This window comes from Hydrogenophaga pseudoflava (assembly GCF_031020795.1).
Classification (GTDB): Bacteria; Pseudomonadota; Gammaproteobacteria; order Burkholderiales; family Burkholderiaceae_C; genus Hydrogenophaga; species Hydrogenophaga pseudoflava_A.
In genome coordinates this window covers 333,466-344,562 of the sequence record NZ_JAVHJP010000005.1, presented here as the reverse complement: position 1 = coordinate 344,562, position 11,097 = coordinate 333,466, and the positions used below count along the sequence as shown (strand labels likewise).

Annotated in this window: 17 protein-coding genes and 1 riboswitch; of the genes, 3 read left to right on the top strand and 14 right to left on the bottom strand. The window is 68.8% G+C overall.

What is annotated here, in order from left to right:
• Positions 1-52: 52 nt before the first annotated feature.
• The 7 genes from RCO38_RS18005 to RCO38_RS17975 form a co-directional block, all read right to left on the bottom strand.
• Positions 53-721, bottom strand: coding sequence for an urea amidolyase associated protein UAAP2 (locus RCO38_RS18005; RefSeq protein WP_374694551.1), 669 nt, complete (start codon positions 719-721; stop codon positions 53-55).
• A 16-nt stretch (positions 722-737) separates the two neighbouring features.
• The gene (locus tag RCO38_RS18000) at positions 738-1,436 is read right to left on the bottom strand and encodes an urea amidolyase associated protein UAAP1 (protein ID WP_374694554.1); all 699 of its coding nucleotides are present in this window, start codon (positions 1,434-1,436) and stop codon (positions 738-740) included.
• A 152-nt stretch (positions 1,437-1,588) separates the two neighbouring features.
• Positions 1,589-2,449: an ABC transporter ATP-binding protein gene (locus tag RCO38_RS17995; RefSeq protein WP_066151976.1), complete on the bottom strand. Its 861-nt coding sequence runs from the start codon at positions 2,447-2,449 to the stop codon at positions 1,589-1,591.
• A 5-nt stretch (positions 2,450-2,454) separates the two neighbouring features.
• On the bottom strand, positions 2,455-3,351 hold the full coding sequence (locus RCO38_RS17990; RefSeq protein ID WP_308329730.1) for an ABC transporter permease: 897 nt from the start codon (positions 3,349-3,351) through the stop codon (positions 2,455-2,457).
• Positions 3,352-3,419: 68 nt separating this feature from the next.
• A riboswitch (guanidine-I (ykkC/yxkD leader) is annotated at positions 3,420-3,540 on the bottom strand.
• Positions 3,541-3,549: 9 nt separating this feature from the next.
• Complete coding sequence (locus tag RCO38_RS17985; RefSeq protein ID WP_308329729.1) at positions 3,550-3,795, bottom strand: hypothetical protein; 246 nt, start codon at positions 3,793-3,795, stop codon at positions 3,550-3,552.
• Positions 3,773-4,147 carry a hypothetical protein gene (locus tag RCO38_RS17980; protein ID WP_308329728.1) on the bottom strand — a complete coding sequence of 125 codons (375 nt, stop codon included), beginning with the start codon at positions 4,145-4,147 and terminating at the stop codon, positions 3,773-3,775. The genes RCO38_RS17985 and RCO38_RS17980 overlap by 23 nt, the downstream gene beginning before the upstream one ends.
• A gap of 84 nt (positions 4,148-4,231) precedes the next feature.
• On the bottom strand, positions 4,232-4,513 hold the full coding sequence (locus tag RCO38_RS17975) for a hypothetical protein (RefSeq protein ID WP_308329727.1): 282 nt from the start codon (positions 4,511-4,513) through the stop codon (positions 4,232-4,234).
• Between the two features lie 168 nt (positions 4,514-4,681).
• Here RCO38_RS17975 and RCO38_RS17970 point away from each other — a divergent pair, with 168 nt between their 5' ends.
• On the top strand, positions 4,682-5,083 hold the full coding sequence (locus tag RCO38_RS17970) for an ankyrin repeat domain-containing protein (RefSeq protein ID WP_308329726.1): 402 nt from the start codon (positions 4,682-4,684) through the stop codon (positions 5,081-5,083).
• A gap of 1 nt (position 5,084) precedes the next feature.
• On the opposite strand, the gene RCO38_RS17965 is transcribed toward RCO38_RS17970, so the two are convergent.
• The 3 genes from RCO38_RS17965 to RCO38_RS17955 are packed head-to-tail and all read right to left on the bottom strand — an operon-like array spanning position 5,085 to position 7,181.
• Positions 5,085-5,798, bottom strand: coding sequence for an enoyl-CoA hydratase/isomerase family protein (locus RCO38_RS17965; RefSeq protein WP_308329725.1), 714 nt, complete (start codon positions 5,796-5,798; stop codon positions 5,085-5,087).
• A gap of 26 nt (positions 5,799-5,824) precedes the next feature.
• Complete coding sequence (locus tag RCO38_RS17960) at positions 5,825-6,721, bottom strand: NAD(P)/FAD-dependent oxidoreductase (RefSeq protein ID WP_308329724.1); 897 nt, start codon at positions 6,719-6,721, stop codon at positions 5,825-5,827.
• Positions 6,708-7,181 (bottom strand): Rrf2 family transcriptional regulator, encoded by a 474-nt coding sequence (locus RCO38_RS17955; protein ID WP_308329723.1) that lies wholly within the window; start codon positions 7,179-7,181, stop codon positions 6,708-6,710. Before RCO38_RS17955 ends, RCO38_RS17960 begins: the two co-directional genes overlap by 14 nt.
• Positions 7,182-7,349: 168 nt before the next feature.
• On the opposite strand from RCO38_RS17955, the gene RCO38_RS17950 reads away from it, so the two are divergent.
• Positions 7,350-7,562, top strand: a complete 213-nt coding sequence (locus tag RCO38_RS17950) for a hypothetical protein (protein ID WP_308329722.1) — start codon at positions 7,350-7,352, stop codon at positions 7,560-7,562.
• A 15-nt stretch (positions 7,563-7,577) separates the two neighbouring features.
• Here RCO38_RS17950 and RCO38_RS17945 read toward each other — a convergent pair whose 3' ends face one another.
• Entirely contained in the window at positions 7,578-8,213 is a 636-nt protein-coding gene (locus RCO38_RS17945; protein ID WP_308329721.1) for a YitT family protein, read from the bottom strand.
• A gap of 79 nt (positions 8,214-8,292) precedes the next feature.
• Here RCO38_RS17945 and RCO38_RS17940 point away from each other — a divergent pair, with 79 nt between their 5' ends.
• On the top strand, positions 8,293-8,847 hold the full coding sequence (locus RCO38_RS17940) for a glycine zipper 2TM domain-containing protein (protein WP_308329720.1): 555 nt from the start codon (positions 8,293-8,295) through the stop codon (positions 8,845-8,847).
• A 24-nt stretch (positions 8,848-8,871) separates the two neighbouring features.
• Here RCO38_RS17940 and RCO38_RS17935 read toward each other — a convergent pair whose 3' ends face one another.
• Genes RCO38_RS17935 through RCO38_RS17925 form a run of 3 tightly spaced genes read right to left on the bottom strand, consistent with a single transcriptional unit; the run spans position 8,872 to position 11,095 of the window.
• On the bottom strand, positions 8,872-9,642 hold the full coding sequence (locus tag RCO38_RS17935) for a S1 family peptidase (RefSeq protein WP_308329719.1): 771 nt from the start codon (positions 9,640-9,642) through the stop codon (positions 8,872-8,874).
• Positions 9,643-9,688: 46 nt separating this feature from the next.
• On the bottom strand, positions 9,689-10,456 hold the full coding sequence (locus tag RCO38_RS17930) for an MBL fold metallo-hydrolase (RefSeq protein WP_308329718.1): 768 nt from the start codon (positions 10,454-10,456) through the stop codon (positions 9,689-9,691).
• Positions 10,457-10,465: 9 nt separating this feature from the next.
• Positions 10,466-11,095, bottom strand: a complete 630-nt coding sequence (locus tag RCO38_RS17925) for a hypothetical protein (protein WP_308329717.1) — start codon at positions 11,093-11,095, stop codon at positions 10,466-10,468.
• Between the last annotated feature and the right edge of the window lie 2 nt (positions 11,096-11,097).

Genomic DNA, 11,097 nt, shown 5'->3' with positions numbered 1-11,097 from the left:
CGAGGGGTGTCGCGCAGCAGGCCGTCCTGCTGGCCGGTTTCACAAGGGTCGGTCAGACCGGGTCCCAAACAATGAGTTGAATGGGGGTCGGGTTGTAGGCGTTGCACGGGTTGTTGAGCTGCGGGCAGTTGCTGATCAGCACCCAGAGGTCCATCTCGGCGCGCATCTCCACGTACTTGCCCGGGCCGGACACGCCGTCGTCGAACTTGAGCCCGCCTTCGCCGGTCACCGGCACATTCATGAAGAAGTTGATGTTGGGCACCAGGTCGCGCTTGGTCAGGCCCATGTCGGCGCGCTGCAGCGCAATCAGGTAGTTGTCGCGGCAGCTGTGCATGAACTTCTTCTGCAGCGCGTAGCGCACGGTGTTGCTCTCGGCCGCGCAGGCGCCGCCGAGCGTGTCGTGGCGGCCGCAGGTGTCGGCCACGATGGTGAGCATGGGCCGCGCCTCGTTGCTGCGGATCACCGAGCCGGTGGTCAGGTAGATGCCGCCCTGGTGCAGCATGGTGTCGGTTGCGCTGTAGTGCTCGGCCAGGTCGTCGCGGTTGTAGAAGATCACGTCGGCGGCCTGGTTGCCTTCGAGGTCCACGATGCGCAGGGTCTGGCCTTTGTGGACGGCGAACAGGATGGGCTCGCCCGCGGGGTGGCGCTGGTTCATCACGGCGGCGGCCGGGTCGAGCGCGCTTTCCTGGATGCGGATGTCGGTGGCGGTGGTGGCGTTCATGGCTTCGTCTCCTCGCTCACAGGTAGAGCATGTCGCTGTTGTGCAGCGCCCGCGCGTTCTCCGGGCGGAAGGCGCGGCAGGCGTCGTGGGCCGGCGCGGCGCCGCAGCGCCAGGCCAGCAGGCCCACCTTCTTCGGTGACCACTCAGGGGCAGGGTCCAGCGGGTGCGGCGCGCTGGAGACGGCGACGATCACGTCCATGTCGAAGCGCAGCTCGACGAAGTCGCCCGCGCGGCTGTGGTCCTTCGCGAAATGAAAGCGCCCATGCTCGTCCACGCTCACCTTGCTGAACAGGTTGACCGGCGCCACGAGGTCGCGTTTGGTCAGGCCGTACTTGCCGATCTCGATCAGCAGGCCGTCTTTGCCCGAACGGTGCATGGCGTTGCGCGCCTGTTCGTAGCGCCGCTCGCCGTATTTCGCGGTCATCAGCTCGTTGTCGAGCAGCGCGCCCAGCGGGTCGTGCCAGCCCAGGCTGTCGGCGGTGACGCTGGCCATGCTGCGGCCCATGTCGCTCATCAGCACATGGCCCTTGCCGTAGTGCGCGGTGTGCTGCGCCTTGAGGCTGTCGGGCATGTTGTAGCGCTCCAGCTTTTCCAGCGCCGAGTACATGACCACGCTCACGTTGGCGCCGGCTTCCAGCGCCACGAATCGGATTGCGCTGCCGCGCGGCATGCGCCAGCTCCAGTGGCTGCCGCCGGGCATGACCTCGCTCCACATCGCATGGCCGGTGTGCACGCCCGCCAGCGAGGTTTGAGGAAAGCGCTGCCACAGCGCGGGCGCGTCCACCGGCATCGCGGCCGGCGGGTTGGAGGGGATCACGCTCAGCGGGTCGGTGAGCGTCTCGGGCAGGGGGTAGGTGTTGGTGGGTGTCATACGGTCTCCGCGGTCAGGCCGGACAGGCGTTGCAGTTGTTCAAGGTCGGTCTTCATGCCCGAGGTTTCCCGGATGCGTTCGAGGATCTCGCGCTTGAGCCGCAGGAACTCGGGCGCGTGCTTGAGGTCCTGGTCGCGCTGGTCGCCGAAGGGCACGTCGTAGACGGTGTCGATGCGGCCCGGGCGCGGCGCCATCAGCACCACGCGGCCGCCCAGGTAGATCGCTTCCTCCACGTCGTGCGTGACGAAGACGATGGTCGCGCGCTCCAGCCGGTGCACGTGGCGGATCAGGTCGTGCATCACCTCGCGCGTCTGCGCATCCAGCGCGCCGAAGGGTTCGTCCATCAGCAGGATGCCGGGCCGGCCCATGAGCGCGCGCGCGATTGCCACGCGTTGCTGCATGCCGCCCGAGAGCTGGTTGGGCCAGGCGTTGGCCGAGGCCTGCAGGCCCATCAGGCGCAGCAGCGCGTCGGCCCGGCCCGAGGCGGCCTCGACCTGGGCCGAGGTGTGGTCCTTGCGGTGCGCGGCGAGCTGGCGGCAGAACTTGATGTTCTCCATCACCGACATCCAGGGGTAGAGGCTGTAGTGCTGGAACACCATGGCGCGGTCGATGTCCGGGCCGGTGACGGGCCGGCCGTCCACCAGCAGCTCGCCGCTGGTGTGCGTCTCCAGCCCGCCGATGGTGCGCAGCAGCGTGCTCTTGCCGCAGCCCGAGGCGCCGACGAAGGTGACGAACTCGTTGTGCGCGATGTCCAGGTTGATGTGCTCCAGCGCGTTCAGCGGCGCGCCGTCAAAGCGCTTGTGCAGGTCGCGGATCTGGATCTTGGGGACCAGGGGGTTGAAGGCGGGAAAGCGCATGGCGGTCAGCCTTTCAGGTAGAGCCAGGGAAAGGCTTTGCGGTGGGCCAGGCGGAACAGCTGGTCGGTCAACAGGCCGATGAGGCCGATGACGATGATTCCCGCGAAGATGGTGTCGGTCTGCAGGAAGCGCTGCGCGCGCAGGATGGCGTAGCCCAGGCCCGAGTTGGCCGCCACCAGTTCGGCCACCACCAGGTAGGTCCAGGCCCAGCCCATGGTGATGCGCAGCGTGTCCAGCAGCGCGGGCTTGGCGCTGGGCAGGATGACCTTTTCGATCAGCTCGGCGCGGCTGGCGCCCATGGTCTGCGCCGCCTCCACCTGCGCGGCCGGCACGCGCCGCACGTCTTCGGCCACCATCAGCACCATCTGGAAGAAGGTGCCGATGAAGATGATGGCGATCTTGGAACCCTCGTCGATGCCCACCCACAGCATCACCAGCGGAATGAAGGCCACCGCCGGCATGTAGCGGATGAAGTCGGTCAGCGGCTCCAGCAGCGCCTGCACCGAACGGAACGAGCCGATGAACAGGCCCAGCGGCAGCGCGAACACGGCCGAGAGCACGAAGCCCGCGACCACGCGGTAGGTGCTGATCGCCATGTCGTTGAGCAGGTCGTTCTCGGTCAGCCATGCCCAGAACTTGCCCATCACCGCCCCGGGCGAGGGCATGAAAGTCGGGTCCAGCCCGCCCCAGGCGGCCAGCGCGGCCCAGGCCAGCAGCGGCAGCACGAGGCCGGTGAGCGCGAGCACCCAGTAGGCGCGGCGGTTGATGGGCGCGCGCACCGTCCAGAGCGAGGACAGCGGACGGCGGGCTGGCAGTGGCGCCAAGGGCGCGGGCTGCAGCGCAGCCGCCTCGGCGACAGGCGCCGGGGCCACCAGCGGAAACGAAGGGGGAGACGTGGACATGCGCGGGCTCCTGTTCGGGGGGACGACGGCCAGAGAGGCTCGCGCAACCGCATCAGCGGCATGCCAGCTTCTCCCGGGCTTTTGTCCCTCCGTGGAGCCACACGATCGTGGCCGACCGCTCTCGGACCAGGCGGCGCTGCTGTCTACATATATGTATGCGCAGCGCCCGGAACCCTAGCGGTCATTCAAGGCTGCGAGTCACTGTTTTGGTGCACTCGCCTCTCTGTGTTTAGGGCTTAGCAGGTTTGGTGCCAGGAAGGAGGCCAGACCGAGCCCGATGGCGATGCCCGACAGGATGAACAGCCGTGCGTCTGGCCAAGACGAGGCGCCGAAGAACAGCGCGAAGAGGGCGCCGATGCCACCACCGGTGAACCCCAAGAGCAGGTACAGCCAGACGCGCCAATTGCTCCGGGTGGGCGCATCACTTCGGAGGCGTTCTTCCATAGAGCGCTCCAAACTTTTCCTGGTCGGCCTTGGCCACCGAGATGGCAGTTTGCGCAGACAGTTGGTGCTTGGCTGCCGCTGCCTTGACCTCTTCAGGCGTGGCGAAGCTGTGTTTCAACTCCAGCGCATTGAACAGGGTGACGATGTGCTCCAAGTTGTCGTCCTCGTTCAGAGCGCCAAGGACCACCCTCACGCCATCCGGCGGATCACCAACCACTTCTTCCGCAAATCCGACGAGTTCTTCTGCACCTTTCGCGGTGTTGGCAAACGACTTCTCAGCCCAACCGGAATCGGTCTCGACGGCAACGTTGAGCGAGCCTGAGAACACGAGGATGGCGATGATTTTCAACATGGATAGGTCCTGACTGGTGGAGCAAATGCATCCAAGCGATGAGGATGGGAAATTCGCAAGGACAGTGTTCGGTCGCGATGGAGGTCATTCCTTCATTGTTCTGAGAACGAATGAGATGACCAGCGCGATGAACAAGAACAGTCCTCCGACAGCCGCAAGCCAGGCGCCATACTCGACAAATGCGCCGCTGGCGGCGAGCGCGTGGAAGGAAGACGCCCATGTTTTCGGATTGCCGACAGTGTTTCTTAGCGACATGATCGCCAGGGCGAGAAAGACGATGCTCAACGCAATACACCAGCCTCTCAGGCCGCGCAGCAGCGCCATGCGCGCATGCTCTCTGACATGATCTTTTGTGACGGTGGACATGGCTCAGCGATCTCCCTCTCATTTGAATGACAGTCGAGCAAAGTAGCCGACGAACGCGTAGTTTCGACCATTCACCACAGATTCGGCAAACCCGGTTGTCCCCCGCCCGCCACATCCATCAAACCCATCCGACACATCCACCCCATGCCCCCCTGGCAACTCCAGCAAATGATCAAAGCCTCCGGCTGGCCCCTGGCCGCGGAGCATCTTGCGCCCGGCGCCGACTTCAACGCGCGGCTGGAGGGCGGGCTGGTGCCGCTGCACTGGGCCTGTGCGGGCGGCAAGGCGGGAGTGGTCAAGTTCATGATCGAGCACGGCGCCGACGTGCTGGACACGGCGGCGGACGGGCAGACGCCGCTGACGATGGCGGTGGGCTCGGGCAGCTTTCAGGTGGTGATGCTGGTGATCGACCGGCTCAAGGCGCTGGGCGCGCCGCCGCCGGACGAGGCGCTGCGCCGGCAGATGGCCGAGACCTTCGGCCAGAGCCACACCGATGCGAAGAACCGGCTGCTGCAGACGCTGCGCGACTGGGACCGCATCGCGAAGAAACAGCGCCCGCCGGCGGGCTGAATCAGGCTTCAGCGTTGCCCTGGCCCAGCCGGCGCTGGACGGCCGTTTCCTCCTCCACCGCACGCTCGAAGCGCTCCAGCCCGATCTGATTGAGCACGCGCTTGAACTCGCGGGCCACCTCGGGCTTCAGGTCTGCGACGCGCCGCGCCGCGGCCAGCGACACCGCATCAAGCTCGTCCGCCGGCACGCAGCGGTAGACCAGGCCCCAGGCCAGCGCCTGCGCCGCGTCGAACGGTTCGCCCAGCAGCGTCAGCGCCTTGGCGCGCATGGGGCCGATGGCGGCGGGCAGGGTGGCCACCAGGCCGCCGGTGACGAAGACTCCCAGCGAGGCCTCTGGGAGCTTGAATCTCGCGCTGTCGGCGGCGAAGACGATGTCGGCGTTCATCGTCCACTCGAAGCCCGCGCCCACGGTCCAGCCGTGCACGGCGGCGATGACGGGGCAGCGGTGCGCCACGATGGCGCGGGAGACGGCCTGCACCAGTTCCAGGTCCTTGTCGGTGGGCGCGGCGCTGACGTCGCGGCCGGCGCAGAAGGCGCGGCCGTTGCCGCGCAGGCGGATGGCGCGCACCGCGGGGTCGGTGGCGGCGGCGTTCAGCGCTTCGAGCAGGGCTTCGGCCAGCGGGTTGTCGATGGCGTTGAGCTTGTCGGGGCGGTTGAGCGTCAGGGTGAGGACGCCGGCTTCAGAGGTGCGCAGGAGGGTGGATGTGGAGGGCATGGCGCAGGCTAACAGGATCGCGGCGTTCAGAACATGACGGAGCGGTGCGCGGCCGCGCCGGTCATGGCGCCATCGCCCACCGCCAGGGCCACGTTGCCGGCCGCGCGCGCGGCATCGCCGCAGGCGAACACGTGCGGCACGCTGGTCTGCCCCATGCGGTCCACCTGGATGAACGGGCCGAGCGGCCCCTGCTCGAAGGCGCAACCCAGCTGCTCGGCCACCGGGCTGGCCATGTGCATGCGCGCCTGGGCGAAGAGGCCGGCCATGGCGCAACGGCGGCCATCGGTCAGCACCACGTCGGCCACGCCCTCGATGCGCGCGACGGGGGTGCGCTCGATCTGCGTGCCGCGCCGGGCGAGCAGGGCCAGGTCGTCGTCGGTGGGGGTGAAGGCGTCGTTGAGGAACAGCGTGGTGGGGCCCCAGTCGGGCAGCATGGCGGCCTGGTGCAGGGCGGCGGGCGAGGTGGCGACGACGCCGATGGCGCCTTCTTCCAGTTCGTAGCCGTGGCAGTAGGGGCAATGGAACACGCTGCGGCCCCAGCGCTCGGCCAGGCCGGGCACGAGCGGCATTTCGTCGCGCACGCCGGTGGCCAGCACCAGCCGCGCGGCGCTCACCTCGGTGCCGCCCACACGGAAGCCCAAGCGCCCGTCGGGCCGGTGGTGCGCGTCCTCGGCCAGGCCATCGATCCACCGCACGTTCGGGTAGGCCAGCAGCTGCTGGCGCGCCTCGGCCGCAATGGCGGCGGGTGCGCGGCCGTCCTGCCCCAGAAAGCCGTGCGCCGTGGCGCCGGCCTCGTCGACGAAGCGGTTGCGGCGCTGGCCGGCGTCCACCACCAGCACCTGGCGGCGCGCCCGCGCGAGCTGCAGCGCGGCCGACATGCCGGCGTAGCTGCCGCCGATGACGGCGAATTCAGTGTTCATCATGGAAGTGCTCCTCGGGCCGGTGGCGCACCGCGCCGCGGGCCAACAGACGTTGATGGAAGTCGCGCGAGAGCGCCGCCAGCGTGACGCCGTCCAGCCGCCGCAGCAGCGCGGCCTCGGCCTCCTGCACGGCGCTGGTCAGCGCGTCGTGGACCGCGAGGGCGACCAGGCATTCGGGCCGGTCTTCGCGAAAACCCAGCGACACCAGGGCGGGGGCGCCCAGCGCCTCGTGGATGTCGCGCAGCGTCACCTGGTCCAGCGAACAGGTCAGCACCCAGCCGCCGCCATGCCCCTTGGCCGAGCCGACGAAGCCGGCGTCGCGCAGCCCGCCCATCAGGCGGCGCAGCACCACCGGGTGGGTCTGCATGGCGGCGGCCAGGGTGTCGGAGGTCATGGGCGCATCGCGCTCGGCCATGTGCAGCAGCACGTGCAGCACGTCGGACAGCTGGCTGTTTGATTTCATGCAACATTATGAGTTGCATGACATTGACCTCTGCCTGCGCAGGGCCATTGGCGGAAGCCGGATGCAGACCTTCGGTGTAGGACGCGTCCTACCGGCGGACTGCGCGTTCACCGATGCCGGGCCTGCAGCGCGGTTCACAGAATGAACTGCAACCAACAGGAGCACGTCATGACTCAGAAGACTGGATACATCGTGGGGAAAGTGGAGTACCGGCCGGGCGACGGCGCCCTGATGCGCATCCCGGAAGGCCCGGTGGAGATCGAGACCACCAAGCTCGAAGCCACCCTGAGCTGGGTGGAGGGCGAAACCCACGGCGCGGCGGCCATGCCCATGGCCGAGTTCCGGCGCTACGTGTCCGAGGGCGCGATCACGCTGCCGTAGCCCACCACTGGCGACTCAGACGCCGAGATAGCGCCCCGGCTTGTGGTTGAGCGCGAGGATGGCACCGATGGCGACCGCCCCCACCACCGACTGCGCCACCTGCAGCGGCGGCAGCACCCACAGGGCGGCCAGCACCACGACGAGGTCGACCGACATCTGCACCTTGCCGGCGCTGTAGCCGCGGGCCTGCTGCAGCCACTGCGCGAGGATGTTGACGCCGCCCACGCTGGCCTGGTGGCGCAGCAGGGCGAGCAGGCCGAAGCCGATGAGGAAGCCACCGAGCACCGAGGCCAGCCAGGGGTTGAGCAGTTCAAAGCGCACCACCTTGGGCGCCAGCGTGGTGCAGACGGACACCAGGGCCACGGCGCCGAAGCTCTTGAACGTGAACGCCGGGCCGAGCCGGAACCACGAGAGCACGAAGAACGGCAGGCTCAGCAGAAAGAAGAACAGGCCGAAGGGCAGGCCGCTGGCGTAGCTGGCGAGGAAGGCCACGCCCGCGACGCCGCCGGTGAGCAGGCCGGCGTGGCCGAACATGGTCATGCCCAGCGCGACGAAGAGCGAACCGGCGATCAGCGCGTGGGTGTCGTCGAACCAGGAATGGGCGGCGGGTGCGGTGGGGTCCATGCCCATGACAAGCATGGGATGTGCCATTGACACCGTTTGTCACGACCCGGCGCGCCAGCCGCCCTAGATTTCGCCCCGGAAGAAACGTCGAGAAAGGAAACAACACATGGACAAGTCGATGATGAAGGGCATGGCGGTGGGCGGCATCGCCATGGTGGTGCTGGGGGCCGGCGCGGTCACCGGATACCAGAAGCTGGCCCAGCCGAAGGTGGCCGACGTGGTCGCCGTCAAGGAGGTGCTGCAGACCGTGTCGACGCCCCAGGTGCGCTGCGAGAACGTGGCGGTGCGCCGGCAGGCGCCCGTGAAGGACGAGCACCGCATCGCCGGCACGGTGATCGGCGGTGTGGCGGGCGGCCTGCTGGGCAGCAACATCGGCGGCGGCAACGGCAGGAAGGTGGCCACGGTGGCGGGCGCGGTGGCTGGGGGTTACGCCGGTAACCGAGTGCAAAAGAACCTGCAGGAAAACGACGTGGTCACGACGACCGAACAGCGCTGCAGGACGGTGCAGCAGAAGTCGCAGCGGCTGGTGGGCTACGACGTGACCTACCGGCTGGGCGGCCAGGAGGGCAAGACGCGCACCTCCTTCCCGCCGGGCCCCACGCTGCCGGTGAAGGACGGGCAGGTGGTGGTCACGCCGCCGCCGTCGGAGGTGCGGTCCTGAGGCCGCGCGCCGCCGGCGCCGCGCTCACGCCGTCAGCGTGAGCAGGATGTCGGCGTACCAGGCGCAGTTCAGGCCCAGGGACTCGTCCTGCCCGCGGTCCCGGTTGCCCATGTCCATGCGCGCCGAATGCACGCCCAGCAGTTGCCACGGCAACCGGGCACCCTCACGCGTCAGCCCATGGTGACGCGTCACCACCGGTGCACCGCTGGTGCCCCGGTGGGTGCGCGCATCGGTGAGGAAGAAGCCCCGACCCTGGAAACGCACACCAAACGGTGAAGCGATCGCGGCGTGGCGCAGCACCGGCAGCTGGTACACGGTGTCGCGGAAGCCCAGCGGGAACCCGGCGATGCACAGGGCCGCGTCGATGGGCACGCTGTCGAAGTCGCCGGGCAGATGCTCCGGCGTGAAGGCGTAGACGATGGCCCCTTCGGGCAAGGCGCTGCGATCAATCTCCAGCACCGCCACGTCGATCTCGCCACCGCCGTCTTTGCCCTGGCGCCAGGCGGCGGTCCCTTTCGCGTAGAGCAGCATGGAAAACTCCGTGCAGCGCGAGAGGTTCTGGGCGTCCAGATGCAACGTGATCGCCAGGCGGCTGGGGCGGTGGTTGCTGGGCTGGTCGATCAGCACATGGCGGCTGGTCACGAGGTACAGACGCTCACCGCGCTGGAAGAAAAAGCCCGAGGCATTGGTCAGCGCCACCGCGCCGTCGTAGGTGGTCACGCTGGGTGCGACCAGAAACAGCGGGTCGACGGCGGGCGGGACGGTGACCGGGCGGTCGGCAGGCGGTGTGTTCATGCCTGCAGTGTCGTCGCATTCGGCGCGCAGCGCCGGCCTTGTGCGGTCAGGGCGGTGACGGGCGGTCGAGGTACGCACGCACCAGCTCGTGCAGGCGCTGGCGCCCGAAGCTCGGGTCGTGGCCGGCGTGCACCACGTTCACCGGCAAGCCCAGCAGGCGCTCCATGGTGCGCTCGTAGGCGGCGCGGTCGGAATGTGGCAGCGCGTCGAGCAGCGGGCCGTCGTAGACCGCATCCCCCGAAAACAGGGTGCCGGTCTTCGCCTCCCAGAGGCCGATGCTGCCGGGCGAGTGGCCGGGCAGGTGCAGCACCTCGAAGTGGCGGTTGCCCAGGTCGATCACGTCGCCGTCTTCGAGTTCGCGCGTCACCGTGGCCTGTTGGATCTCCCAGGCCGAGAGGTCGTAGTCGGGCGCGGGCAGCGCGGTGAGGGCGGCGCCACCGGTTTCGTAGCCGGGCGCGGCGAAGTCCAGCCGCCGGAGGTCGATGTCGCCCAGGGTGAAGGCCGGGTCGGCGCCGCGCAGGCCGGGCGCTTCGAGCCGGTGGCACCAGCACTCGGCGAACTCGTGGTGGCCGCCGACGTGGTCCAGGTGCACGTGCGTGGCGAGCGCCGCCACGCGGTGGCCAAACAGGTGGCGCGAGGCCTGGTGGAGGCTGCTGACGCCCAGGCCGGTGTCGACCACCAGGTCGATGTCGCGGCCGCGGATGTGCCAGATGTTGCAGCGGAGCAGCGGGACGACGTGGGGCTCGGTGATCAGCGTGAGGCCGTCGCCGAGGGAGCGGAATTCAAACCAGTCGCCGTCGAGGGTCGGGAGCATGGGAACACTCTAGGCCGGTGTCTCGCTGAACACCAGCTCGAAGTCCAGCAAGGCGCCGGCCTCGGCGGGGTGGCGCTGCACCAGTTCGGCCAGGGTCTCGTCGGGCCGCAGGTCGGCCGGCCAGGTGGCACGGCGCGGGCGCACGGTGAGCGTGTACCGGCCGGCCGTGAAGCGCATCAGGCCCGTGGCCTGGCCTTCGGCATCAAGCTCGGCCACCGCGGCGCAGGGCCCGGTGGAGCCGGGCAGGCGCTCCCACACCTCGAGGTAGCGGCCGTGCACGCCGGTCTCGATCACGCATTCGCTGGTCTCGAACACCATGTACCCCGCGTCGGGCGTGCTGCGCGGCGGCTGCACGTCCCAGCGGCGATGCCAGGTGCAGACATCGGGCTGCCCACTCGCGCCGGGCGTGATGCGGGTGAGGCCGCAGAAGCCCTGCAGCTGCGCGCGGCCTTCGGGCGTGGCAGGGTCCACGCCCGCGGGCACACGCAGGTCGGCGTGCCAGCCTCCGGTCTGCAGCCAGTGCACCCGCGTGGTCGTGTCGCGGCCCTCGGGGGTTTCGAGCAGGGTGCGTTGCCAGACGCCGCGGTAGGCGTCGGGCACGGGCTCGTCGGGTGCGGGCAGGTCGATCCAGTGGTTCATGG

What these genes read in the sequence shown, in the direction of transcription:
- RCO38_RS18005 (WP_374694551.1), bottom strand. Translation starts at nt 721, where the DNA reads ATGAACGCCACCACCGCCACCGACATCCGCATCCAGGAAAGCGCGCTC.
- RCO38_RS18000 (WP_374694554.1), bottom strand. Translation starts at nt 1,436, where the DNA reads ATGTGGAGCGAGGTCATGCCCGGCGGCAGCCACTGGAGCTGGCGCATG.
- RCO38_RS17995 (WP_066151976.1), bottom strand. Translation starts at nt 2,449, where the DNA reads ATGCGCTTTCCCGCCTTCAACCCCCTGGTCCCCAAGATCCAGATCCGC.
- RCO38_RS17990 (WP_308329730.1), bottom strand. Translation starts at nt 3,351, where the DNA reads ATGTCCACGTCTCCCCCTTCGTTTCCGCTGGTGGCCCCGGCGCCTGTC.
- RCO38_RS17985 (WP_308329729.1), bottom strand. Translation starts at nt 3,795, where the DNA reads ATGGAAGAACGCCTCCGAAGTGATGCGCCCACCCGGAGCAATTGGCGC.
- RCO38_RS17980 (WP_308329728.1), bottom strand. Translation starts at nt 4,147, where the DNA reads ATGTTGAAAATCATCGCCATCCTCGTGTTCTCAGGCTCGCTCAACGTT.
- RCO38_RS17975 (WP_308329727.1), bottom strand. Translation starts at nt 4,513, where the DNA reads ATGTCCACCGTCACAAAAGATCATGTCAGAGAGCATGCGCGCATGGCG.
- RCO38_RS17970 (WP_308329726.1), top strand. Translation starts at nt 4,682, where the DNA reads ATGATCAAAGCCTCCGGCTGGCCCCTGGCCGCGGAGCATCTTGCGCCC.
- RCO38_RS17965 (WP_308329725.1), bottom strand. Translation starts at nt 5,798, where the DNA reads ATGCCCTCCACATCCACCCTCCTGCGCACCTCTGAAGCCGGCGTCCTC.
- RCO38_RS17960 (WP_308329724.1), bottom strand. Translation starts at nt 6,721, where the DNA reads ATGATGAACACTGAATTCGCCGTCATCGGCGGCAGCTACGCCGGCATG.
- RCO38_RS17955 (WP_308329723.1), bottom strand. Translation starts at nt 7,181, where the DNA reads ATGAAATCAAACAGCCAGCTGTCCGACGTGCTGCACGTGCTGCTGCAC.
- RCO38_RS17950 (WP_308329722.1), top strand. Translation starts at nt 7,350, where the DNA reads ATGACTCAGAAGACTGGATACATCGTGGGGAAAGTGGAGTACCGGCCG.
- RCO38_RS17945 (WP_308329721.1), bottom strand. Translation starts at nt 8,213, where the DNA reads ATGGCACATCCCATGCTTGTCATGGGCATGGACCCCACCGCACCCGCC.
- RCO38_RS17940 (WP_308329720.1), top strand. Translation starts at nt 8,293, where the DNA reads ATGGACAAGTCGATGATGAAGGGCATGGCGGTGGGCGGCATCGCCATG.
- RCO38_RS17935 (WP_308329719.1), bottom strand. Translation starts at nt 9,642, where the DNA reads ATGAACACACCGCCTGCCGACCGCCCGGTCACCGTCCCGCCCGCCGTC.
- RCO38_RS17930 (WP_308329718.1), bottom strand. Translation starts at nt 10,456, where the DNA reads ATGCTCCCGACCCTCGACGGCGACTGGTTTGAATTCCGCTCCCTCGGC.
- RCO38_RS17925 (WP_308329717.1), bottom strand. Translation starts at nt 11,095, where the DNA reads ATGAACCACTGGATCGACCTGCCCGCACCCGACGAGCCCGTGCCCGAC.